Annotated in this window: 20 protein-coding genes; 9 read left to right on the top strand and 11 right to left on the bottom strand. The window is 68.6% G+C overall.

Annotated elements, in window-relative coordinates; all coding sequences use genetic code 11:
• Nucleotides 1-169: 169 nt before the first annotated feature.
• The 7 genes from AB8P05_RS20365 (at nt 170) to AB8P05_RS20335 (ending at nt 6,303) form a co-directional block, all read left to right on the top strand.
• Nucleotides 170-1,795 carry a fumarate hydratase gene (locus AB8P05_RS20365; protein WP_413338689.1) on the top strand — a complete coding sequence of 542 codons (1,626 nt, stop codon included), beginning with the start codon at nt 170-172 and terminating at the stop codon, nt 1,793-1,795.
• Between the two features lie 128 nt (nt 1,796-1,923).
• Nucleotides 1,924-2,163 carry a type II toxin-antitoxin system CcdA family antitoxin gene (locus AB8P05_RS20360; RefSeq protein WP_324865575.1) on the top strand — a complete coding sequence of 80 codons (240 nt, stop codon included), beginning with the start codon at nt 1,924-1,926 and terminating at the stop codon, nt 2,161-2,163.
• Complete coding sequence (locus AB8P05_RS20355; protein ID WP_472760643.1) at nt 2,163-2,480, top strand: CcdB family protein; 318 nt, start codon at nt 2,163-2,165, stop codon at nt 2,478-2,480. The genes AB8P05_RS20360 and AB8P05_RS20355 overlap by 1 nt, the downstream gene beginning before the upstream one ends.
• Before the next feature lie 7 nt (nt 2,481-2,487).
• Nucleotides 2,488-3,168, top strand: a complete 681-nt coding sequence (locus AB8P05_RS20350) for an RluA family pseudouridine synthase (RefSeq protein ID WP_472760642.1) — start codon at nt 2,488-2,490, stop codon at nt 3,166-3,168.
• Between the two features lie 97 nt (nt 3,169-3,265).
• A complete protein-coding gene (locus AB8P05_RS20345) occupies nt 3,266-4,714 on the top strand; it encodes an ATP-binding protein (RefSeq protein ID WP_472760641.1) in 1,449 nt (482 codons plus the stop codon).
• Between the two features lie 116 nt (nt 4,715-4,830).
• Nucleotides 4,831-5,529, top strand: coding sequence for a pirin family protein (locus AB8P05_RS20340; protein ID WP_455174528.1), 699 nt, complete (start codon nt 4,831-4,833; stop codon nt 5,527-5,529).
• Between the two features lie 243 nt (nt 5,530-5,772).
• The gene (locus tag AB8P05_RS20335) at nt 5,773-6,303 is read left to right on the top strand and encodes an arsenate reductase ArsC (RefSeq protein ID WP_472760640.1); all 531 of its coding nucleotides are present in this window, start codon (nt 5,773-5,775) and stop codon (nt 6,301-6,303) included.
• Nucleotides 6,304-6,310: 7 nt separating this feature from the next.
• Here AB8P05_RS20335 and AB8P05_RS20330 read toward each other — a convergent pair whose 3' ends face one another.
• The 9 genes from AB8P05_RS20330 to AB8P05_RS20290 all read right to left on the bottom strand — a co-directional run bounded on the left by AB8P05_RS20330 (nt 6,311) and on the right by AB8P05_RS20290 (nt 17,945).
• Nucleotides 6,311-7,348 (bottom strand): TIGR01620 family protein, encoded by a 1,038-nt coding sequence (locus tag AB8P05_RS20330; RefSeq protein WP_472760639.1) that lies wholly within the window; start codon nt 7,346-7,348, stop codon nt 6,311-6,313.
• The gene (locus tag AB8P05_RS20325; RefSeq protein ID WP_472760638.1) at nt 7,345-8,739 is read right to left on the bottom strand and encodes a YcjX family GTP-binding protein; all 1,395 of its coding nucleotides are present in this window, start codon (nt 8,737-8,739) and stop codon (nt 7,345-7,347) included. Before AB8P05_RS20325 ends, AB8P05_RS20330 begins: the two co-directional genes overlap by 4 nt.
• A gap of 133 nt (nt 8,740-8,872) precedes the next feature.
• On the bottom strand, nt 8,873-9,772 hold the full coding sequence (locus AB8P05_RS20320) for a hydroxymethylglutaryl-CoA lyase (RefSeq protein WP_472760637.1): 900 nt from the start codon (nt 9,770-9,772) through the stop codon (nt 8,873-8,875).
• Nucleotides 9,773-9,775: 3 nt separating this feature from the next.
• Entirely contained in the window at nt 9,776-11,779 is a 2,004-nt protein-coding gene (locus AB8P05_RS20315) for an acetyl/propionyl/methylcrotonyl-CoA carboxylase subunit alpha (RefSeq protein ID WP_472760636.1), read from the bottom strand.
• 5 nt (nt 11,780-11,784) lie between these two features.
• The gene (locus AB8P05_RS20310; RefSeq protein ID WP_472760635.1) at nt 11,785-12,567 is read right to left on the bottom strand and encodes an enoyl-CoA hydratase/isomerase family protein; all 783 of its coding nucleotides are present in this window, start codon (nt 12,565-12,567) and stop codon (nt 11,785-11,787) included.
• Between the two features lie 11 nt (nt 12,568-12,578).
• Nucleotides 12,579-14,186: a carboxyl transferase domain-containing protein gene (locus tag AB8P05_RS20305; RefSeq protein WP_014187821.1), complete on the bottom strand. Its 1,608-nt coding sequence runs from the start codon at nt 14,184-14,186 to the stop codon at nt 12,579-12,581.
• A 30-nt stretch (nt 14,187-14,216) separates the two neighbouring features.
• Nucleotides 14,217-15,350 carry an acyl-CoA dehydrogenase gene (locus AB8P05_RS20300; protein WP_472760634.1) on the bottom strand — a complete coding sequence of 378 codons (1,134 nt, stop codon included), beginning with the start codon at nt 15,348-15,350 and terminating at the stop codon, nt 14,217-14,219.
• A gap of 187 nt (nt 15,351-15,537) precedes the next feature.
• Nucleotides 15,538-16,719 (bottom strand): acetyl-CoA C-acyltransferase, encoded by a 1,182-nt coding sequence (locus tag AB8P05_RS20295; protein WP_472760633.1) that lies wholly within the window; start codon nt 16,717-16,719, stop codon nt 15,538-15,540.
• A 53-nt stretch (nt 16,720-16,772) separates the two neighbouring features.
• Nucleotides 16,773-17,945 (bottom strand): isovaleryl-CoA dehydrogenase, encoded by a 1,173-nt coding sequence (locus AB8P05_RS20290; RefSeq protein ID WP_455174537.1) that lies wholly within the window; start codon nt 17,943-17,945, stop codon nt 16,773-16,775.
• Nucleotides 17,946-18,246: 301 nt separating this feature from the next.
• Between AB8P05_RS20290 and AB8P05_RS20285 the strand changes: the two genes are divergently transcribed.
• Nucleotides 18,247-19,242: a bile acid:sodium symporter family protein gene (locus tag AB8P05_RS20285; protein WP_472760632.1), complete on the top strand. Its 996-nt coding sequence runs from the start codon at nt 18,247-18,249 to the stop codon at nt 19,240-19,242.
• A gap of 165 nt (nt 19,243-19,407) precedes the next feature.
• Here the strand turns inward: AB8P05_RS20285 and AB8P05_RS20280 are convergent, their stop codons facing one another.
• Together AB8P05_RS20280 and AB8P05_RS20275 are read right to left on the bottom strand one after the other, a co-directional pair.
• Entirely contained in the window at nt 19,408-20,865 is a 1,458-nt protein-coding gene (locus AB8P05_RS20280; RefSeq protein ID WP_472760631.1) for a hypothetical protein, read from the bottom strand.
• Nucleotides 20,862-21,968 (bottom strand): hypothetical protein, encoded by a 1,107-nt coding sequence (locus AB8P05_RS20275; RefSeq protein ID WP_472760630.1) that lies wholly within the window; start codon nt 21,966-21,968, stop codon nt 20,862-20,864. Before AB8P05_RS20275 ends, AB8P05_RS20280 begins: the two co-directional genes overlap by 4 nt.
• A gap of 387 nt (nt 21,969-22,355) precedes the next feature.
• Between AB8P05_RS20275 and AB8P05_RS20270 the strand changes: the two genes are divergently transcribed.
• Complete coding sequence (locus AB8P05_RS20270; protein ID WP_324865607.1) at nt 22,356-22,760, top strand: 6,7-dimethyl-8-ribityllumazine synthase; 405 nt, start codon at nt 22,356-22,358, stop codon at nt 22,758-22,760.
• Nucleotides 22,761-22,762: the final 2 nt, after the last annotated feature.

The following is a 22,762-nucleotide window of genomic DNA, read 5'->3' as shown; positions in this document are numbered from 1 at the left end:
TCCCCACCATCTCCCCCACGACAAACCGCCGCGCCGCCTTCCGTCCTGCCGATGGTTGTCTCCGCCCCGCAGCGGTGTATAAGGGGGCCGAGCGCGGCCTGCCCCCTTCGCGCGCCCGGCCGGGCGCGGTTTCGCGGAGGCCGTTGGATCGTCACGAAGGAACGCCCCAATGCCCGACGACATCGCCTCAGCCCGCGGCCTGTTTCCGCTCGCCAAGGACGACACGACCTACCGCAAGCTGACCTCGGATCATGTTTCGGTCGTCGAGTTCGACGGCGAGCAGATCCTGAAGGTCGAGCCGGAGGGTCTGCGCCTGCTGGCCGAGGCAGCCTTCTCCGACATCAACCATCTGCTGCGCCCGGGCCATCTCGCCCAACTCGCCAAGATCCTGGACGATCCGGAGGCGTCGGCCAACGACCGCTTCGTGGCGCTCGACCTGCTGAAGAACGCCAACATCGCCGCCGCCGGCACGCTGCCGATGTGCCAGGACACCGGCACCGCCATCATCATGGGCAAGAAGGGCCGCCGCGTCTGGACCAAGGGCGGCGACGAGACCGCGCTGTCCGAAGGTGCCCGCGACGCCTACCTGAAGCGCAACCTGCGCTACAGCCAGCTGGCGCCGATCTCCATGTATGAGGAGAAGAACACCCGCAACAACCTGCCAGCGCAGATCGACATCTATTCCGAGGGCGAGGACTATTACAAGTTCCTGTTCATGGCCAAGGGCGGCGGGTCGGCCAACAAGACCTTCCTGCACCAGGCCACGCCGTCGGTGCTGGCGCCCGACCGGCTGCTGAAGTTCCTGGAAGACAAGATCCGCTATCTCGGCACCTCGGCCTGCCCGCCCTACCACCTCGCCATCGTCATCGGCGGCCTGTCGGCGGAGCAGAACCTGAAGACGGTGAAGCTGGCCTCGGCCCGCTACCTCGACAACCTGCCGACCGAGGGCGGCGAGGACGCGCACGCCTTCCGCGATCTGGCGATGGAGGCCGAGGTCCACAAGCTGACCCAGAACATGGGCATCGGCGCCCAGTTCGGCGGCAAGTATTTCTGCCACGACGTCCGCGTCATCCGCCTGCCGCGCCATGGCGCCTCCATGCCGATCGGCATCGGCGTGTCCTGCTCAGCCGACCGTCAGGCGGTGGGCAAGATCACCAAGGACGGCATCTTCCTGGAGCAGCTGGAGACCGATCCGGCCCAGTATCTGCCGGAAATCGGGGACGAGCATCTGTCGGGCGAGGTCGTGAAGATCGACCTGAACCAGCCGATGGAGCAGATCCGCGCCACGCTGAGCCAGTACCCGATCCGCACCCGCCTGTCGCTGACCGGCCCGCTGATCGTCGCCCGCGATCTGGCCCATGCCAAGCTGCGCGCCCGCCTGGACGCCGGCGAGCCGCTGCCGGATTATTTCAAGAACCACCCGATCTATTACGCCGGCCCGGCCAAGACGCCGGAAGGCTACGCCTCCGGCTCCTTCGGGCCGACGACGGCGGGCCGCATGGACAGCTTCGTCGACCAGTTCCAGGCGGCGGGCGGCTCCATGGTCATGCTGGCCAAGGGCAACCGCAGCCCCGAAGTGACCGCGGCCTGCAAGCAGCATGGCGGCTTCTATCTCGGCTCCATCGGCGGTGCGGCCGCCCGTCTGGCCCAGGACTGCATCAAGAAGGTTGAGTGCGTCGAGTATCCCGAACTCGGCATGGAAGCCATCTGGCGCATCGAGGTGGAGGATTTCCCGGCCTTCATCATCGTCGACGACAAGGGCAACGACTTCTTCAAGGAGTTGAAGCTCGCCTGATACGGGTCAACCGGATGTGAGAGGGGGCGCGGCGCCTTGCGGTGGCCGCGCCCTTTCTGCTGCCCGCTTGCCGGACGGCACCGCGGGCGCCTATCTTCAATGCATCGGGATCGGGGGAGGGCTTTCCAATGGACGGTGTCTATGACCGGCGCGCACCGAAGCGGGACGTCACCCTGTCGCTGGACGAGGACATCCTGCAACGCGCGCAGTCCCTTCCCGGCGACCTGTCGGAACGGGTCGAAAAGCTGCTGGCCGACGAGGTGGCGAAGGCGGATCGTGAGCGTCGCCTGGATGCGACGATTGCGGCACTGAACGACTTCGACGCCCAGTATGGCTCTTTCGCCGATGAACATCTCGATCACCTGTGATGGCCCAATTCGATGTGCATCGGAACCGAACCGCAGCGCGCTCGGGCATTCCGTATCTGGTGATTGTGCAGTCACAACGTTTCGACGCATCGGCACGCAGGGTGATCGCACCGTTGCTGCCCGCTGACAAACTCCCGAGCACGGAACCTTCTTTGACCCCGAAATTGGTGATTGAAGGCCGTAACGTCGTTCTGAATCCACTTCAGCTCGCCTCCGTTCCAGCCGACCAGCTCGGCGAGAAAGTCTGCTCCCTTGCCGACGACAGCGACCGCATCATCGCCGCCATCGACCTCCTGATTTCCCGCGCCTGGGGATGAGTTGCCCGTGACACCCGCCCAAATCCAAGACCGCATCCTGTACCGCGACGGGCTGATGCTGATCCTCGACAAGCCCGCCGGGTTGCCGGTCCATGCCGGCCCCGCCGGCGGGCCGAACCTGGAGCGGCATTTCGACGCGCTGCGCTTCGGCTTCCCCAAGCCGCCGTCCCTTGCCCACCGGCTGGACCGCGACACGTCGGGCTGCCTGATCCTCGGCCGCCATGCCAAGGCGCTGCGCAAGATCGGCATCCTGTTCCAGAACGGCAAGGTCGACAAAACCTATTGGGCGGTGGTCGCCGGGACGCCGCCGCAGGAGTCCGGACGGATCGAGCTGCCGCTCGCCAAGGTTTCCAACAAGACGGGCGGCTGGCGCATCGTCGGATCGCCCGACGGGCAGGCGGCGGTGACCGACTATGTCGTGCGCGGGCAGGCGGACGGGCTGACCTGGCTGGAGCTGACGCCGCACACCGGCCGTACCCACCAGATCCGCGTTCATTGCGCCTCCATCGGCTGCCCGCTGGTCGGCGACCCGCAATATGGCGGGCCGGAGGGCAAGCCCCTGCACCTGCATTCCCGCGCCATCTCGCTGCCGCTCTATCCGAAGCGCGACCCGGTCGGTGCGGTGGCGCCGGTCCCGCCGCACATGCGGGCGGCGCTGGAGGCTTGCGGATTTACCGACGCTTCATAGCCTCAAGCCTACGCTCGGCCATTGCCGCAATGCGGCAAATGACCCGATGATGCTGCCTGACGATGGCAACGGGCATCACGGCCGAGGGGATATGGGCATGACACCGATCGGCACCACCACGGCGCGCTGGATGACAGTGCGCTATGCCCTGGCCTTGACGCTGATCGCGCTCGGCACGCTGGCCGGCTTCGTGATGACCGAAGGGGTGATCGGCCAGCATGAACGCATGCTGGAGGTCGTCAACGTCTCCGGCCGCCAGCGCATGCTGTCGCAGCGGACGGCCCTTCTGGTCGAGCAGCTGAAGACCGCCGCCGATCCGGCGGTCCGCACCGGCCTCGCCCAGCAGCTGGCCGAGACCACCGACATGTTCGAGGCGGCCCACCGCCGGCTGAGCGGCCGGGCCGGGCCGGAGGAAGGACCGCCGCTGGGGCCGCCGCCCAACGACCTGTTCCATGGCGGCTCCGACCCGCTGGACCCGCTGGTGACCGGGCACATCGCAGCCCTGCGCCGGGTGATCGCCGCCGCATCCGCCGGCCAGCCGCCCGATCCGGCCGAAGCCGACCGCATCACCTCCCAGGCGCTCGGCCCGCTGCTGGAGCGGCTGGAGGAGATGGTCGCCCTCTACCAGGAGGAGGGCGAGGCCGGATTCCACACCCTGCACCAGCTGGGATTGGCCGCTCTGCTGGTCACACTGCTGATCCTGGCGGTGGAGGCGCTGGCGATCTTCCGGCCAATGACCCGGCAGGTGCGCCGCCAGTTCACCGAGATCCTGCGCATGGCCGAGACCATCGAGCGGGCCAACGCCACGCTGGAACAGCAGGTGCGCGAACGCACGGCCGAACTGCACGCCGCCAAATCCGCGGCTGAGCAGGCCCACCGCGCCAAGTCCCGCTTCCTCGCCCATGCCAGCCACGACCTGCAGCAGCCGCTCCAGGCCATCGGCATGTTCACCGGCATGCTGGAACGCCAGCCGCAGAGCGCCAAGGCGGCGGCCCTGCTGACCGACCTGAAGGCGGCGCAGCGGTCGATGCGCGACCTGCTGAACGCGATCCTCGACATCTCGAAACTGGAATCCGGCGCGGTGACGCCGAAGCCGGCCGACCTGCCGCTCTCCCCCCTGCTCGACCAGCTGGAGGCGGAGTTCGCCGGGCTGGCGGAGGACAAGGGCCTGCGGCTGCGCGCCGTCCCGACCAATGCCGTGGTGCGCAGCGACCCGGCGCTGCTGGAGCGCATCGTCCGCAACCTGATCGGCAACGCCATCCGCTACACCGAGACCGGCGGCGTGCTGGTCGGCTGCCGCACCCGCGGCGACCGGCTGTGGATCGAGGTCTACGACACCGGACGCGGCATCGCCGAACCCGACCGCCGGCGCATCTTCGAGGAGTTCGTCCAGCTCGACCGCCCCGACCGCGACCGCAGCGAGGGCATCGGCCTGGGGCTCGCCATCGTCGAACGGCTGGCGCGGCTGCTGGAGCATCCGGTGACGGTGCGCTCGGTGGAAGGGCGCGGCACGGTGTTCGCGGTGGGTGTGCCGCTGGCGGGCTGAGATTGTAGCCTCCGCAGCAACGATCTGATGCGAACTCCTCAGATTGTTCCGAAAGCTGTCCGGTGCCAAATTCCCCTCCAGACAAGGGCACACACCCCAACGGTACGGAGGGTTCCATGATCACCATTCGCCATCGCGACGAGCGCGGGGTCGCCAACATGGGTTGGCTGAACAGCAACCACAGCTTCTCGTTCGGCCATTACTTCGACCCCGGCCATATGGGCTTCCGCGCCCTGCGGGTCATCAACGAGGACCGCGTGATTCCCGGCGCCGGCTTCCCCACCCATGGGCACGCCAACATGGAGATCATCTCCTACGTGCTGAACGGCGCGCTGGAGCACAAGGACTCCATCGGCACCGGGTCGGTGATCCGTCCGGGCGAGGTCCAGGTGATGAGCGCCGGCCGCGGCATCCGCCACAGCGAGTACAATGCGTCCGACACCGAGCCGGTGCATTTCCTGCAGATCTGGATCCTGCCGGAAGCCAACAATCTGGCCCCCGGCTACCAGCAGGCGGATTTCCCGGCCGAGCAGAAGCGCGGCACGCTGAAGCTGGTGGGCTCCCGTGACGGGCGCGACGGCAGCACCGTCATCCACCAGGATGTCGATCTGTACGCCGCCCTGCTGGACGGCGAGGAGAGCGCCACCCTGCCCCTGCGCCCCGGCCGCCATGCCTGGGTTCAGGTCGCCCGCGGCCGGGTCCATCTGAACGGCACTCTGCTGAAGGCCGGCGACGGCGCCGCGCTGACGGATGAGGAGGCGGTGACGCTCGACCGGGCCGACGACGCGGAAGTGCTGGTCTTCGACCTCGCCTGATACCGGTGGGCCTGATACCAGCGGTCATTGATGATGGCCGCTGGTATCCGTGCCGACCGGCACGGCGGCGGCCCATGCCGCCGAAGCTTTTGATCCTGACAGGTCAGGATCAAAAGTCGCTGGTATAACGTGTCAGGCTTGACATAAAAGCTTGATTTGAAGCGGGAACGGGACAGGCGTCACAGTGTCGCCATCCCGTTCCCGCCCGCGCTTCCGCCGGCGGGCCGAACCCAGGGGCAGGCCATGACCGAGCAGAAGACCTACAACGTCCTGTTTCTCTGCACCCACAATTCGGCGCGCAGCATCATGGCGGAATGCCTGATGCGCCGGTGGGGCGCCGGCCGCTTCAACGCCTGGTCGGCCGGCAGCTTCCCGGCTGGCCAGATCAATCCGCATACCCTGGCCACGCTGAAGGCCTTCAACCTGCCGACCGCCGATCTGCGCTCCAAGAGCTGGGACGAGTTCACCGGCCCGGACGCGCCGGCACTGGATTTCGTCTTCACCGTCTGCAATCAGGCGGCGGGGGAACTGTGCCCGGTGTGGAACGGCACCCCGCTGACCGCCCATTGGGGCGTCGAGGATCCGTCGGCCGCCACGGGCTCGGAGGACCGCATCCGCATGGCCTTCCGCCGCACCTATGTGGAGCTGGAAAGCCGCATCAAGATCTTCGCCAGCCTGCGGGTGGAACAGCTCGACCGGCTGACCCTGCAAAGCTCGCTGCATGCCATCGGCACCGTCCATGGCTTCGAAGCGGATGCGATGTCCGACGCCTGAGGCGGCGTCACAGCACCTGCTTGGGCACCGACAGCAGTTCCTTCCTGATGCGGTTCAGGCTGGGGCGGTTGTCGGTGCCGAAGGCGATGGGGCGGCACAGATGCATGGCGGTCAGCCCGACCCGCGCGGTCAGCAGGCCGTTGATGACCCCCTGCCCCATCCGGGTGGAGATCGCGGCGGCGAGCGAGCCGCCCAGCGCCTCCACCGCCACATGGTGGGCACTTTCGGTCACCCCGGCGACGGCGATGTTGGCGAGCATCCGGCGCAACAGCCGCAGCGAGCCGACATAGCCGGGCCGGGCGCCGTAGAGCGAGGCGATCTCCCGCACCAGCTTCAGGTTGCGCCACAGCACCACCGCGAAATCCAGCAGCGCCGCCGGGCTCAGCGCGGTGGCGACGGCGGTGTCGCGCGATGCCAGCAGGACCCGCTGATAGGCGGCACGGTCGAGCGGGGCCAGAACCTCGCGGTCCAGCAGCCGCACCACCTCATGCTCGTCATGGGCGTCGGTCACATGGTCGCGAACGCGGGCCAGCGCCGGGGCCAGTTCCCGCCGGTCGGCATAGAGCGCCACCAACGAGCCGGCGAAACGGTCGGCCCGGCCGCCCGGCGCTTCCACTTCAAACCGGCCCACCTCCAGATGGCTGGCCTCCGCCCGCAACTCCTCGATCCGGCGCAGGCGGCGCAGCGACAGCAGCTCATTCACCAGCATCGCCACAGCGGCAATGCCGGCGGTCGCGGCCAGCAGCGCCACCAGCAGGCCCAACACCAAGCTGGTTGCGAAGGCGCGGTTCAGCAGGTCGGCAGTGTCGAACCCCAACGCCACCACCACCAGCGCCGCCAGCGCCCCGAACAGCCAGCGTCCCAGCCGGCGGGTCGTCCGCACCGGGGCTGCCGGGGCCGGCAGCAACTCCGCCGGGTCGCCCGATCCGGTCAGCAGCGCCGTCTCCTCCTCCGCCGAAACCGGAGCGGCGCGGTCAAGCTCCAGCTCCATCGGCGGGACCCAGCCCTTCGCGGCCTTGCGGGTGTCGGTGTCGCGCTCCGTCACAGCAGGTAATCCCCCAGCAGGAATTGCAGGGCCTGATCGACGCGGATGTGCGGCAGGCCGCGCGGGTCGCGGCCGAGGTCGTCGGGCGGACGGAAGGCCATGAAATTGTAGGGGCGGTCACGGCCGGGCGGAAAGGCTTCCGCATCCTCCGGAATCTCGCCGGGGAACAGCACGGTCGGGCGGTCGCGCCCGACGGGCACGCCGCGCACGCAGCGCAGCTGCCGGCCTTCATGCTCCGTCACCACGCTGTCGGTGCATTTCAGCGCGGCGATGGCCATCGTCTCGACCTGGGCGCCCTCGAAGCGGATGGCGTTGCGGGCGTCGCCGACCAGCCTATCGAGCAGCGCGCGCAGTTGGGCATGCTGGTGGGCGGCGATGTGGTCGGCCTTGGTCGCGGCGAACAGCACCCGGTCGATCTTCGTGCCCAGCAGCCAGTCGAGCCAGCCCGACGAGCCGTGTCGGAAGGGCTCCAAGCTCAGTTCCAGCGCCCGCTTCATGTCCGCCATCCCGGCCGGCCCGGCGTTCAGTGCGCCCAGCACATCGATCAGCACGATCTGGCGGTCGAGCTTGGCGAAATGCTCGGAGAAGAAGCGGCGGACGACGTTGCTCTTGTACGCCTCGTACCGCTCTTCCATCAGCGCCCACAGGCTGCCGCGCCCCCGCGACCCGGCGAACTGGGGCGGGTGCAGCGGGCAGAAGGTCAGCAGCGGCGCGTCCTTCATGTCGCCCGGCTCCACGAAGCGGCCGGGCTGGATCAGGCTGAGCAGCGTGTCCGCCCGCCGGCAGGCGTGCAGATAGTCAGTGTAGAGCGCCGCACCGCGCCGCGCCGTCTCCTCCTCCGCCGCTGCCATCGGGTCGATGGTGGCGAGCCAGCCGCGCCAGGAGGCGGACAGCTCGTCACGCGGCGGCCGGGCCGCAAGCTCCAGCGTCAGCGCGCTCCACTCCGCGAAGCTCTGGCGCAGCAGCGGCAGGTCGAGCAGCCATTCGCCGGGATAATCGACGAGGTCGAGGTTCAGCGTCGCCACCGGCTGCACCGCCCGCTTCAGCGCAGACTCCGGACGGTAGCGCAGGGAGACGCGCATCTGGCCGATGCCGCGGGTCGGCTCCGGCCAATGGGGGTCGGGACCAGTCAGGGCGGCCAGATGGCCTTCGAAATCGAAGCGCGGTACATCCGGATCGGGCTGCGGCCGCAGCCGCGCCGCCTGGAAGCGCCCCGACGACATGACGTCGAGAAAGGGAAGACGCCCGGCCTTCAGCAGATTGTCGACCAGCGCGGTAACGAAGACGGTCTTGCCCGCCCGCCGCAGCCCGGTGACGCCGACGCGCACCGTCGATTCCAGGAGAAGCCGGCTGCCGGCATCGTACAGGTCGTTCAGGTGAGGGATACGCACGGGCGGTCGTTCACGTCTGGCCAAGGACCGGCCCTATATGGGGTGGGGTCCCCAAGATGCGAAGGGGCACCCCCGAATACTAAAGGGCCGCACCCCCTGCCGGAAGCGCGGCCCTTCGTTGCCGAAGATTCCCTCACGCACAACCACGAGCGCGGGCCACCTTCGATGCGGTGGGGCGGCCGATGGCGTCGCTGATGAACGCACCGGCCGCGATCAGCCTGTCCAGATCCACCCCGGTCTCGATGCCGAGGCCGTTCAGCATGTACAGCACATCCTCGCTCGCCACGTTGCCGCTGGCCCCCTTGGCATAGGGACAGCCACCCAAGCCGGCGACGGAGCTGTCGACCACCGCCACCCCCATCTGCAGCGCCGCCAGGATGTTGGCCAGCGCCTGCCCGTAGGTGTCGTGGAAATGGACGGCGATCTTGTCGACCGGCACCCGCTCCGCCACCGCGGCGATCATCAGTTGCGCCTTGGTCGGCGTGCCGGTGCCGATGGTGTCGCCCAGCGAGATCTCGTAGCAGCCCATGGCGAACAGCCGCTCCGCCACGTCGGCCACCGCCTTCGGCGCGATTTCCCCCTCATAGGGGCAGCCGAGCACGCAGGAGACATAGCCCCGCACCGGCACGCCCGCCGCCTTGGCCTGCTCCATCACGGGGGCGAAGCGGTCCAGGCTCTCGGCGATGGAGCAGTTGATGTTCTTCCGGCTGAAGCTTTCCGACGCGGCGCCGAACACCGCCACCTCGTCGGCCTTGGCCGCCAAGGCACCCTCCAGCCCCTTCAGGTTGGGGGTGAGGGCGGCATAGCGCACGCCGGGCTTACGGGTGATGCCGGCCAGCACATCGGCGCTGTCGCCCATCTGCGGCACCCATTTGGGCGAGACGAAGCTGGCTGCCTCCACCACGCTCAACCCGGCGTCGGACAGGCGGTCGACCAGCTCCACCTTCACCGCCGTCGGTACCATGGACTTTTCGTTCTGGAGGCCGTCGCGCGGGCCGACCTCCACCATGCGGACGAATTTCGGCAGCAGCATCGGTCAGCCCTCCGCGATGTCGAGAACCAGCAGGTCGACGCCTTCCGATACCTGATCGCCCGCCGCGAAATTCACGGCGCTGACGGTGCCGGCGGCCGGGGCCTTGATGGTGTGCTCCATCTTCATGGCCTCCAGCAGCATCAGCGGCGCGCCGGCCTCGACCGTCTGGCCTGGCTCGACCAGCACGCGGACCACGGTGCCCGGCATCGGCGCGGTCAGACGGCCGGAACCGCCCTCCTGCTCCGCCGCGCGGGCGCTGGGGTCGTCCAGCGTCAGGCGCGACACGGCACCGTCGATCAGCACGGTGATGTCGAGCCCCTGCTGCACCACGGTGGCGCGGGTGCGCATGCCGCCCACCGTCGCGGTCAGCAGGCCGTCCGACAGACTGACGCCGGTCACCGGCATCGGCTTGCCGCCATCCACCGCGACCTCGTAGCCATCGCTGCGGAAATGCAGGGTCACCTCGCGCGCCGTGTCGCCGTCCATCAGGCGCAGGTCATAATGGTTCTCCTCGTTCAGCCGCCAGCCATTGGCGAGCAGCCAGGGCGAATAACGGTCGGAACGGGCACGCAGCGCCGCCTGGGCCTCCTCCCGCCGCTTCAGCAGCACGGACAGGGAGGCGGCGGCCAGCGCCCGGTCGGCTACCGGGGCCGGTGGCGGCAGCAGGTCGGCGCGGTGGCGCTCGATGAAGCCGGTGTCGATCTCCACCGCCTTGAAGGCCGGATGGCCGGCGATAGCGCCGAGGAAGGCGACGTTGGTGGTGACGCCGACCACCTCATACTCGGCCAGCGCCACCCGCAAACGGCGCAGGGCGCTGTCGCGGTCCTCGTCCCAGACGATCAGCTTGGCGATCATCGGGTCGTAATACATCGTCACCGAATCGCCTTCGCGCACACCGGTGTCGACGCGGACATGCTCATTCTCGGCCGGCGGACGCAGGCGCACCAGCTTGCCGATGGCCGGCAGGAAGTCGCGCTGCGGGTCTTCGGCGTACAGCCGCGCCTCGAAGGCATGGCCACAGCGGGTCAGCTGTTCCTGGCGCAACGGCAACTCCGCCCCGGCCGCCACCCGCAGCTGCCACTCGACCAGATCGAGCCCGGTGATCTTCTCCGTCACCGGATGCTCCACCTGCAGGCGGGTGTTCATCTCGATGAAGTAGAAGCCGCCATCCTCATAGAGGAACTCGACGGTGCCGGCGCCGACATAGTTCACCGCCTTGGCGGCGGCCACCGCGGCCTCGCCCATGCGGCGGCGGATGTCGTCGGGAAGGTTGGGGGCTGGCGCCTCCTCGATCACCTTCTGGTGGCGGCGCTGGACCGAGCAGTCGCGCTCGAACAGATAGACGCCGTTGCCGTGGGTGTCGCAGAAGACCTGGATTTCGACATGGCGCGGCCGGCCGAGATACTTTTCCAGCAGCAGGCTGTCGTCGCCGAAGGCGGCCTTGGCCTCGCGCTGGGCGCCGGCCACCGCGTCCGCCAGCTCGTTGGCGGCACGGACCACGCGCATGCCCTTGCCGCCGCCGCCGGCCGACGCCTTGACCAGCACCGGATAGCCGATGCGCTCGGCCTCCGCCGACAGGGTGGCGAAATCCTGGTCGGTGTCGTGATAGCCCGGCACCAGCGGCACGTCGGCATTCGCCATCAGCCGCTTGGACTCGGCCTTGGAGCCCATGACGCGGATCGCCTCGATCGGCGGGCCGATGAAGACGATTCCGGCCTCGGCACAGGCCGCCGCGAAGCCGGCATTCTCCGACAGGAAGCCGTAGCCGGGATGGATGGCCTGGGCGCCTGTGCGCTTCGCCACGTCGAGGATGACGTCGCCGCGCAGATAGCTTTCGCCGACCGGGGCCGGGCCGATGCAGACGGCCTCGTCGGCCATCTGGACATGCATCGCCTTGGCGTCGGCCTCCGAATGGACGGCGACGGTCTTGATGCCCAGGCGGCGGGCGGTGCGGATGACCCGGCAGGCGATTTCGCCGCGGTTGGCGATCAGGATCTTGTCGAACATGTGGATCAGCTCCGCCAGGACGGGGTGCGTTTGTCGAGGAAGGCGCCGACGCCCTCCTTGCCTTCGGCGCTGGCGCGCTGGCGGGCGATGCGCTCCGCCGTGTCGCGCATCACCTCTTCGGTCAGCGGCCGGCGGGCGACGGCGCGGATCAACTCCTTGGCGGCGGTGACCGCCGTCGGCGCGCTGTCCATCAGGTTCCTGACCGTCTTCGCCACCGCTTCCTCCAGCCCGTCGGCGTTGGTCAGTTCATGCAGCAGGCCGATGCGGTGGGCCTCCGCCGCGCTGAACCGCTCGCCGGTCAGGAAATAGCGGCGGCAGGCGCGCTCGCCGATGGCGGCGATGACATAGGGGCTGATGGCGGCGGGGATGATGCCCAGCCGCACCTCCGACAGGGCGAAAGTGGCGGTCTCGACGCCGATGGCGATGTCGCAGGCCGACACCAGCCCCACGCCGCCGCCGAAGGCCGGCCCCTGCACCACAGCGACCGTGGGCTTCGGGCATTCGTCCAGCGTGCGCAGCATGGTGGCGAGGCCCATGGCGTCGGCCAGATTCTCCTCGCGGGAGTAGCCGGCCATCTTCTTCATCCAGGACAGATCAGCCCCGGCCGAGAAGCTCTTGCCCACCCCGCGCAGCAGCACGACGCGCACCGCCGGATCCTCGCCCACCTGCCGGAAGGCAGTAGTCAGGTCGGCAATCACCTGCTCGTTGAAGGCGTTGTGGACGTCGCCGCGGTTCATGGTGACGGTGGCGACGCCGGTGTCGGCAACCTCGATCACAATATCGCTCATGGTCGCCTCCATCACATCCGGAAGACGCCGAAGGGCGTCTTCGGCACCGGGGCGTTCAGCGAGGCCGACAGGCCGAGGCCCAGGACCATGCGGGTGTCGGCCGGGTCGATGATGCCGTCGTCCCACAGCCGGGCGCTGGCGTAATAGGCGTGGCTCTCGCGCTCGAACTGGGCGCGGATCGGCGCCTTCAGCGCCTCCTCGTCCTCGGCCGACCACGGCTTGCCCTGGGCTTCCATGGCGTCGCGCTTGACCTGGGCCAGCACGCCGGCCGCCTGCTCGCCGCCCATGACGGAGATGCGGGCGTTCGGCCACATCCACATGAAGCGCGGGCTGTAGGCGCGGCCGCACATGCCGTAATTGCCGGCGCCATAGCTGCCGCCGATGATGACGGTGAATTTCGGCACCTTGGCGCAGGCGACCGCGGTGACCAGCTTGGCGCCGTCCTTGGCGATGCCGCCGGCCTCGTACTTACGGCCCACCATGAAGCCGGTGATGTTCTGCAGGAACACCAGCGGGATGCGGCGCTGGCAGCACAGCTCGACGAAATGGGCGCCCTTCAGGGCGGATTCGCTGAACAGGATGCCGTTGTTGGCGATGATGCCGACGGGATAGCCGAAGATGTGGGCGAAGCCGGTGACCAGCGTCGTGCCGTAGAGCGGCTTGAACTCGTCGAAGCGCGAGCCGTCGACCACCCGCGCGATCACCTCGCGCACGTCGAAGGGCTTGCGGGCGTCGCTGGGGATGACGCCGTACAGTTCGCGCGGGTCGAAGGCGGGTTCCTCCGGCTCGCGCAGATCCAGGTCGATGTGCTTGGCGCGGTTCAGGTTCGACACCACGCGGCGCGCCATCGCCAGGGCGTGGGCGTCGTTCATCGCGTAATGGTCGGTGACACCCGACGTGCGGGAATGCACGTCGGCGCCGCCGAGATCCTCGGCCGACACCACCTCGCCGGTCGCGGCCTTCACCAGCGGCGGGCCGCCCAGGAAGATGGTGCCCTGGTTGCGGACGATGATCGCCTCGTCCGACATCGCCGGCACATAGGCGCCGCCGGCGGTGCAGCTTCCCATCACCACGGCGATCTGCGGAATGCCCTCGGCCGACATGTTGGCCTGGTTGTAGAAGATGCGGCCGAAATGGTCGCGGTCGGGGAAGACCTCGTCCTGGTTCGGCAGGTTGGCGCCGCCGCTGTCGACCAGATAGATGCAGGGCAGGTTGTTCTGCTGGGCGATCTCCTGCGCGCGCAGGTGCTTCTTGACCGTCAGCGGGTAATAGGTGCCGCCCTTCACCGTCGCATCGTTGGCGACGATCATGCACTCCTGCCCGGCGACGCTGCCGATGCCGGCGATGATGCCGGCGGACGGAATGTCCTCGGCATAGACGCCGTCGGCGGCCAGCTGCGACAGCTCAAGGAAGGGCGAGCCGACGTCGAGAAGCTGGCGGATGCGCTCGCGCGGCAGCAGCTTGCCGCGGGCAAGGTGCTTTTCACGAGCCTTCGCCCCGCCGCCCTGCTGGATGGCGGCGACCTTCCGGCGCAGATCGTCGACCAGGGCCTGCATGGCGTCGGCGTTGGCCTGGAACTCGGCGGAGCGCGCGTTCAGGGCGCTCTTCAGGACGGTCATGCCGTCTTCCTCCCGGTTTGGCGGTCTTGATTATTGGGTGAGTGCGCGGCTGATGACCAACCGCTGGATGTCGCTGGTGCCCTCGTAGATCTGGCAGACCCGGACGTCGCGATAGATGCGCTCCACCGGGAAATCGGCGAGATAGCCGTAGCCGCCATGGACCTGGATGGCGTCGGAACAGACCTTCTCCGCGATCTCCGAGGCGAACAGCTTGGCCATCGCCGCCTCCTTCATGCAGGGCACCCCGGCATCGCGCAAGGATGCCGCATGCAGCACCATCTGCCGCGCGGCCTCCACGCGGGTCGCCATGTCGGCGAGGCGGAAGGCGACGGCCTGATGCTGGATGATCGGCACGCCCATGCTCTGGCGTTCCTGGGCATAGCGGATGGCGTGGTCCAGCGCCGCGCGCGCCATGCCGACCGACTGCGACGCGATGCCGATCCGCCCGCCCTCCAGGTTCGCCAGCGCCACCTTGTAGCCGGCACCTTCGGCCCCCAGCATCAGGTCGGCGGGAACCCGGCACTCCTCGAAGACGATCTGGCAGGTGTCGGAGCAGTGCTGGCCCAGCTTCTCCTCCGTCCGCGCCACCTGATAGCCGGGGGTATCCGTCGGCACGATGAAGGCGCTGAGCCCCTTCTTGCCGGCGGTCGGATCGGTCACCGCGAAGACGATGGCGACGTCGGCCTGTGAGCCGGAGGTGATGAACTGCTTGGTGCCGTTCAGAACCCAATGGTCGCCGTCGCGCCGGGCACGGGTCTTGATCGCCGAGGCGTCGGATCCCGCCTGCGGTTCGGTCAGGCAGAAGGCGCCCAGCATCTCGCCGCGCGCCATCGGCTTGAGGAAGCGGTCCTTCTGGGCGTCCGTACCGAACTTCAGGATCGGCATGCAGCCGACCGAGTTGTGGACGCTCATGATGGTGGAGACGGCACCGTCGCCGGCGGCGATCTCTTCGATGGCGAGCGCGTAGGCGACATGGTCGGTGGCGGCCCCGCCGAACTCCTCCGGCACCAGCATGCCCATCAGGCCGAGTTCGCCCATCTCGGCGAGTTCCGCCTTGGGAAAGGCGCCGCTGCGGTCGCGCTCGGCGGCAGTCGGGGCGAGCCGGTCCTGCGCGAAGGCGCGGGCCATGTCGCGGACCATGGTCTGTTCTTCGGTCAGGTGCATGCTGGTCCTCCCTGGTCGTTATTGCCCTCTCCCGCCCCGGGAGAGGGAGGGGACCCGCGCCGTCAGGCGTGGGGAGGGTGAGGGGTGAGCCAAGGAACCGGAAGCGCATGGCTCCTTGCACCACCCCTCACCCTTCCCATGCTGCGCATGGGCCCCTTCCCTCTCCCGGGGCGGGAGAGGGAGTGCGTTACACCCGCTCCACCGCAATCGCGGTCGCCTCGCCGCCGCCGATGCAGAGCGACGCGACGCCCCGCTTCAGGTCGTACTTCTCCAGCGCCGCCAGCAGCGTCACGATGATCCGCGCCCCCGACGCCCCGATCGGATGGCCGAGCGCGCAGGCGCCGCCATGGACATTCACCTTGTCGTGCGGCAGGTCGAGATCGCGCATCGCCGCCATGGTCACCACGGCGAAGGCCTCGTTGATCTCGAACAGGTCGACATCGCGGGCCGACCAGCCCACCTTCTCGAACAGCTTCTGCATGGCCCCCACCGGTGCGGTGGTGAACAGCGCCGGCTGCTGGGCGTGGTTGGAATGGCCCTTGATCTCGGCGATCACGCGCAGGCCGCGGCGGTCCGCCTCGCTGCGGGTGGTGACGATCAGCGCCGCGCCGCCGTCGGAAATCGACGAGGCATTGGCCGCCGTCACCGTGCCGTCCTTGGCGAAGGCGGGCTTCAGCGTCGGGATCTTCTTCGGATCGCCCTTGCCCGGCTGCTCGTCGGTGTCGACCCGCACGTCACCCTTGCGGCCCTTCACCAGCACCGGCGCGATCTCCGCCTTGAAGGAGCCGTCCTCCACCGCCTTGCGGGCGCGGGTCAGGCTTTCGATGGCGTAATTGTCCTGCGCCTCGCGGGTGAAGTTGTAGCTGCTGGCGCATTCCTCGGCGAAGGTGCCCATCAGGCGGCCCTTCTCGTAGGCGTCCTCCAGCCCGTCGAAGAACATGTGGTCCAGCACCTTGCCGTGACCCATGCGGTAGCCGGCGCGGGCGCGGTCCAGCAGGTAGGGGGCGTTGGACATGCTCTCCATGCCGCCGGCCACCACCACCTTGGCCGAACCGGCCTTGATGACGTCATGGGCGAACATCACCGCCCGCATGCCCGAGCCGCAGACCTTGGAGATGGTGGTGCAGCCCACCCCCTTCGGCAGCCCGGCGCCGAGCGCCGCCTGGCGCGCCGGGGCCTGCCCCAGGCCGGCCGACAGCACGTTGCCCATGAACACCTCGTCCACCGCGTCCGCGGCAAGGCCCGAGCGTTCCAGCGCCGCCTGGATGGCGACGGCGCCCAGCTGCGGGCCGGTCAGGCCCATGAGGTCGCCCTGGAAGCCGCCCATCGGCGTGCGGACGGCGGCGGCGATGACGATGCTGTCGGTCATGGTGGTCGGTCCCTTTCCCTCGATCTTTTCCGTCCGGCCTCAGGCCGTTTCCCTCAGGCCGTCTCTTTGAACAGCTCGCGCCCGATCAGCATGCGGCGGATCTCGCTGGTGCCGGCGCCGATCTCGTAGAGCTTGGCGTCGCGCAGCAGGCGGCCGGTCGGGTACTCATTGATGTAGCCGTTGCCGCCCAGGGTTTGAATGGCCTCCAGCGCCATCCAGGTCGCCTTTTCGGCAGAGAACAGGATGGCGGCGGCGGCGTCCTTGCGGGTGGTCTCGCCGCGGTCGCAGGCCTTGGCGACGGCGTACACATAGGCCTTGGCGGCGTTCATGATCGTGTACATGTCGGCGATCTTGCCCTGCATCAGCTGGAACTCGCCGATGGGCTGGCCGAACTGCTTGCGGTCGTGGACATAGGGGATCACCACGTCCATGCAGGCCTGCATGATGCCGAGCGGGCCGCCGGACAGCACCGCACGCTCGTAATCCAGGCCGGACATCAGCACGTTCACGCCGCGCCCGACGCCGCCCAGGATGTTCTCCTCCGGCACCTCGCAGTCCTCGAACACCAGCTCGCCGGTGTTGGAGCCGCGCATGCCCAGCTTGTCCAGCTTCTGCGCCACCGAGAAGCCCTTGAAGCCCTTCTCCACCAGGAAGGCGGTGATGCCGCGCGGGCCGGCGTTGATGTCGGTTTTGGCGTAGATCACCAGCGTGTCGGCGTCGGGGCCGTTGGTGATCCACATCTTGGTGCCGTTCAGGACGTAACGGTCGCCCTTCTTCTCCGCCCGCAGCTTCATCGACACCACGTCGGACCCGGCATTCGGCTCCGACATCGCAAGCGCGCCGATATGCTCGCCGGAGATCAGCTTGGGCAGGTAGCGGCGCTTCTGCTCCTCCGTGCCGTTCTTGCGGATCTGGTTGACGCAGAGGTTCGAATGCGCGCCGTAGCTGAGCCCCACCGAGGCGGAGGCGCGGGACACCTCCTCCATCGCCACGACATGCTCCAGATAGCCCATGCCGGCGCCGCCATATTCCTCCTCCACCGTCACGCCGAGGATGCCGAGGTCGCCCATCTTGCGCCACAGCTCGTTCGGAAACTCGTTGGTCTGGTCGATCTCGGCGGCGCGGGGGGCGATCTCGTTGGCGGCGAAGCTGCGCACCGAATCGCGCAGCATGTCGGCCGACTCGCCCAGGTCGAAATTGAGGCTCGGGTACTGGTTGGACAGCATGGCGTATCGCTCCCCTGGGAAATCATCCGTTCTTTGACCATACGTTACCGTATGGCGAAGACGGAGGCAAGGGGCAAGCTGAGGCCCGCGAAACCTGCATTTCTTCAAGGGATTAAGGCGGCCCAGCCGCTGCGGATACGCTGCCGCATCGTGGAAAGAGTCTAAAAAAGACAATCATTTCAAGGCTGCCATGCGTCCGCCCGGACCCGCTGCGGCATTGTCACGCTTTCCTAATGCTGCGGTGCACGGCTATATTTTGGATACTGTATACCTGAAGAAGCCGCGAAGGAGCCTTGCGACGATGATCCGCGTACCGCGCCCGAACATGGACGGCTTCACCATGGCCCTGGTGGCGACCGTCGGGCTGGCGACCGTGCTGCCGGTGCAGGGCCAGATCGCCCAGTGGGTGCATTATCTGGCGGAGGCGGCCATCGCGCTGCTGTTCTTCCTGCACGGCGCCCGCCTGCCGCGGGAAGAGGTGGTGGCGGGCATGGCGCACTGGCGCCTGCACCTGCTGATCTTCAGCCTGACCTTCGTGGCCTTCCCCCTGATCGGCTGGGCGGTGGTGGCGACGCTGCCGCACAGCCTGCTGCCGCCGGCCCTGGCCATCGGGGTGCAGTTCCTCTGCCTGCTGCCCTCCACCGTCCAGTCCTCCATCGCCTTCACCTCGATGGCGCGGGGCAACGTCGCGGCGGCAGTGTGCAGCTCCACCCTGTCCAACATCTCCGGCATCCTGATGACGCCGCTGCTGGTGGCGCTGTTCCTGAAGGTGCAGGGCACGGCGCTGTCGCTGGACACGCTTCAGACCATCGCAGCACAGCTTCTGTTGCCCTTCGTCGCCGGACAGCTGCTGCGGCGCTGGGTCGGCGCCTGGGCGGCGCGGCACAAGACGATGCTGAAATTCACCGACCGCGGCTCAATCCTGCTGGTGGTCTACATCGCCTTCAGCGAGGCGGTGGTGAACGGCCTGTGGCTTCAGGTTCCGCCTGCGGCGCTGGGCATGGTGGTGCTGATCGACTGCGCCATCCTGGCGGCGTTCCTGGTCGGCACGACGCTGCTCAGCCGCCGCCTGGGCTTCTCCCGCGCCGACGAGGCGGTGATCGTCTTCTGCGGATCGAAGAAGTCGCTGGTCAGCGGCGTGCCGATGGCCGGCGTGCTGTTCGCCCCGGCCACCGCCGGCCTGGTTCTGCTGCCGGTGATGGTGTTCCACCAGATCCAGCTGATGGTCGGCGCCGTCCTGGCCCGCCGCTACGCCGAGGAAGAGGAAGCCCGCGACGCCCTGCCGGCAACCTCGTGAGGGGGCGCCCTCTCCCGCCCCGGGAGAGGGAGGGGACCCGCCGAAGGCGGGGAGGGTGAGGGGCGATCCGGACATGGATCCCTTGATCCTTGCTTTACCCCTCACCCTTCCCAAGCTTTGCTTGGGCCCCTTCCCTCTCCCGGGGCGGGAGAGGGAACATCCCCCCTACTCCCCCTCGAACTCGCCCGTCGCGGCCATGATGGCGGTGCGGAGCTGGTCGGCCTTGGCGGGGCCGGCGACCATTTCCAGCAGGCGCAGGGCGTAGAACAGGTTGATCTCCGCCGTCTCCGCGTCGTCCGGGTCGCCGGCGGCCTTGGGATACTGCGCCAGCAGGGCGTGCGCCCGCTCCAGCAGACCCTTTTCCATCGACGCCATGGCGTCCTTCAGCGGCTGGTGCAGGCCGAGCGCGTCGGCCAGCCCCTCGCAGCGGCGCAGGGCGCGGGCATGGTCCTCCGCCGCCGTCTGGGCGTCCTCGTCGACGGCAACCGGCCGGCCGGTTTCGGCAGGCGCCGCCACCGCGGTCAGGATGCCGGCGGGCGCGGTGTCGAGGACGCTGCCGGTCACCATCGTCCGCACCGCCGCCTTCACCGCCTCCAGCCGCTCGCGATAGACCGGCTCCGCCAGGAAATCCATGACGGCGGAGGTGGTGGCGACGCTGGCGACCAGACGTTCGGCGATGGCGATGGCCTCCTCCGGAGCGATGGCGACGGCGGTCCCGTCCGGCCCGGCCCCATGGCCGTTGCCGTAACCGTTCCCGTCCAGGCGGGCGGTCCGCTCCTCCAGGTTGGTGACGACCAGCCCGCTCAGCTGGGCGAAGATCACCGGCTGTTCCCGCCGCGCCTTGCCGAGGTCGATGTCGTTCAGAACCGTCAGCAGGTCGGCCGGCGTGCCGAGGCGGGAGGCGGCGACCAGCAGCAGGTAATAGACCAGCGCCGGGGACTGGCGCGCCGCCACCTGGGCGGCCTGTTCGATGGCGTCCACATGACGGTCGTCGAGCCCCGGCAGCGGCTTGGGCGCCAGCGCATCCTTCAGCGCCTCCACCGTCAGGCCGAGGTCGAGGAAGGCGGCGACGTCCAGAACCTGCCGCCGCAGGTCCTCGTCGCCGTGCAGAAGCCGCCAGACCAGCTGGCGCGAGCCGTCCTGCTCCACCGACCCTCGAATGGCCTGGGCAGCCATCGGCCACAGCCGGCGGCCGATGTTGCGCAGGGCGTTGAGGTTTCCGGGCGCCGTCTCCTGCACCTGCCGGTCGAGCTGGTCGATCAGGGCGGTGTCGCCGCATTCCGTCACCAGCCGCCAGACCGGTTCGATCACCCGCCGTTCGATGCGCCCCAGCGGCACCTCGACCCCGCTGAAGCTTTCCAGCACATCCTCGAACGGCATGCACAGGACACGCTTGATCGTCGGCCGGCGGCCCGGCCGCACCTGCACCAGCCGCGGGCGGATCGCGGCGAAGGTCTGGCGCACGTCGGGATGGTCGCGCACCCGCTCCAGCAGGCGGACCACCTCGATGAACTTGTCCTCGGGGATGTCGAACAGCCGGCTCTCCAGCCCCGGCAGCCGGTCGGCCTTGCCCGGTCCGTCCGCGCCCTTCTCCGCTCCCTTCTCCACTCCCGGGCCGGTCATGGCGCGCGCGCCTTCACCGCCTCGATCCGGCGGATGGCGTCCATGTCCATCTGGCCGGTGCGCCAGTCCTCCAGCATGCGGACGGAGCGACGGTGGGCCAGCTTGACCTGCTTGGAGTCCTGCACGAAGTCGCGGCTGGACTCCTTCCTCGGCAGCAAGGGCAGGATGCGGAACAGGTCGTTGACGGTCGCTGCCTGCTGGTGCTGGTCTTCGGTCTGCGCCACCTCCCAGGCCCCGGTGATGTGGCTCCAGCCGTCGAGAAGCCACGCCATCCGCGCCGCCTGGGCGCGCACGCGGACGATCTCGCTGTCCCAATCGCGCATCAGCGGGCCGATCGCCTCGATGCGGCCGTGGAAGTCGCCCAGAACCTTGTCGCCGATGGCGATGGTGTGCTGCGCCACCTCCGCGCAGAAGGCGGCGACCGGGGCGGCGTCGCTCGGCACCTCGCGTGCCCACTCGGTCAGGCTGTCGCGGAAGCCCTTCAGGTCGGTCAGGCCGCGCATCAGCCGGCCGGGCTTGGGCGAGCGCGCCAGCCCGACCGGGGCGACGACCGCGGCGATGTCGGCCAGCCGGGAATAGAGCAGGGTCGCGTCCATCCGCAGGCTTTCCGCCGCGCGGGTCATCAGCTGACGGGTCAGCCGCTGCCCCTCGTCGGTGTCGATGCCGGCCTTCAGCATCTCCGGCGATTCCAGCCCCACGGCCTTCAGGATGGACAGGATCAGCAGGTAATGGGTGAGGGTGCCCTGCTCCTCGTCCTCCTCCAAGGCGCGGCGGGCGGCCTGCGCCGCCTTCGGCCCGGCCAGCCCGCGCCGCGCCGCCTTCAGCGTCGCCCGCCTGATCTCGTGCGGGGAACAGGCGTCCTCCTTCACGATCAGGTCGTGGAGATAGCGGTCGTGCATGGTCATCGACACCATATCGGGCACCGATTTCCAGGCGACCACATAGATGCCCATGCCCTGCGACAGGCTGGGGATCAGCACCTCCAGCTTGGACCGTTCGCCGCGGCGCACGCGGGTCTGGGACAGCAGCGGCGTGGTGAAGGCCACCGCGGCCCCCCGTTCCTCGAAGGTCGACGGCGCGTATTCGATCGCACCCTTCAACATGATTGCCGTTCCGGAGTCGCCTGACCGATCTGCTACGGCCGCGCCACCCGTCAGGCCGGGACCGGCACGAACCCCACCCGTCCATTATTACATGGTCGCAACACAGGCCGCGGCGAGCAATTTGTTCCGATTTGTAGCACGCTGCGACGGCCTGCCGCAGTCGGGAACGAACCGTATGCAAAACTTAACCTTGACCACAGCGTCTTATCTTTCGCCAAAGCCTTGATCCTGGCGGGCGGAAGACAGGATCTTCATGGGAAAGCCGGATGGAAATCTTATGAGGATGACCGGAAATTTTCTAACTGGCGACACCCCTTGCGCTTTACGCGGCGACGCGACAGTTTGGGCGCAGGTTCTTCAGGCCGCACATCAGGGGAGAGACAGAGGGTGAGCAACATCGGCATCGTGCTTGGACGGTTCCACCGCAAGGAAGGGGAGGAGATGCTGGACGAGGCGCGCGCGGTCGCCGCCCGCCGCGGCCTCGGCATCGTCGCGGAGGTTTGGGTTCCCGGTTCGATGGAAAAGCCGCTGGCGATCAAGCGCCTGCTGATGCGCGACGACGTCGCCGGCGCGGTGGCGCTGGGCATCATCGAACGGGGCGAGACCGAACATGGCAACGTCATGGGACATGCGGTGATCCGCAGCCTGATCGACCTGCAGCTTCAGTTCATGAAGCCGGTGGGCGTCGGCATCCTCGGGCCGGGCATCAACCCATCGCAGATCCCGGCGCGCATCCGTCCCTACGCCGCCGCCGCGGTGAACGCCTGCGCCGACCTGATCGAGCAGGGCTGACG

The organism is Azospirillum sp. VT-I1, from assembly GCF_055698305.1.
The sequence above is the reverse complement of the archived record's forward strand: the minus strand, read 5'-3'. Positions and strand labels throughout refer to the sequence as shown.

Coding starts and splice junctions, on each gene's coding strand:
- AB8P05_RS20365 (WP_413338689.1), top strand. CDS start 170: ATGCCCGACGACATCGCCTCAGCCCGCGGCCTGTTTCCGCTCGCCAAG.
- AB8P05_RS20360 (WP_324865575.1), top strand. CDS start 1,924: ATGGACGGTGTCTATGACCGGCGCGCACCGAAGCGGGACGTCACCCTG.
- AB8P05_RS20355 (WP_472760643.1), top strand. CDS start 2,163: ATGGCCCAATTCGATGTGCATCGGAACCGAACCGCAGCGCGCTCGGGC.
- AB8P05_RS20345 (WP_472760641.1), top strand. CDS start 3,266: ATGACACCGATCGGCACCACCACGGCGCGCTGGATGACAGTGCGCTAT.
- AB8P05_RS20340 (WP_455174528.1), top strand. CDS start 4,831: ATGATCACCATTCGCCATCGCGACGAGCGCGGGGTCGCCAACATGGGT.
- AB8P05_RS20335 (WP_472760640.1), top strand. CDS start 5,773: ATGACCGAGCAGAAGACCTACAACGTCCTGTTTCTCTGCACCCACAAT.
- AB8P05_RS20320 (WP_472760637.1), bottom strand. CDS start 9,772: ATGCTGCTGCCGAAATTCGTCCGCATGGTGGAGGTCGGCCCGCGCGAC.
- AB8P05_RS20315 (WP_472760636.1), bottom strand. CDS start 11,779: ATGTTCGACAAGATCCTGATCGCCAACCGCGGCGAAATCGCCTGCCGG.
- AB8P05_RS20310 (WP_472760635.1), bottom strand. CDS start 12,567: ATGAGCGATATTGTGATCGAGGTTGCCGACACCGGCGTCGCCACCGTC.
- AB8P05_RS20305 (WP_014187821.1), bottom strand. CDS start 14,186: ATGACCGTCCTGAAGAGCGCCCTGAACGCGCGCTCCGCCGAGTTCCAG.
- AB8P05_RS20300 (WP_472760634.1), bottom strand. CDS start 15,350: ATGCACCTGACCGAAGAACAGACCATGGTCCGCGACATGGCCCGCGCC.
- AB8P05_RS20295 (WP_472760633.1), bottom strand. CDS start 16,719: ATGACCGACAGCATCGTCATCGCCGCCGCCGTCCGCACGCCGATGGGC.
- AB8P05_RS20290 (WP_455174537.1), bottom strand. CDS start 17,945: ATGCTGTCCAACCAGTACCCGAGCCTCAATTTCGACCTGGGCGAGTCG.
- AB8P05_RS20285 (WP_472760632.1), top strand. CDS start 18,247: ATGATCCGCGTACCGCGCCCGAACATGGACGGCTTCACCATGGCCCTG.
- AB8P05_RS20280 (WP_472760631.1), bottom strand. CDS start 20,865: ATGACCGGCCCGGGAGTGGAGAAGGGAGCGGAGAAGGGCGCGGACGGA.
- AB8P05_RS20275 (WP_472760630.1), bottom strand. CDS start 21,968: ATGTTGAAGGGTGCGATCGAATACGCGCCGTCGACCTTCGAGGAACGG.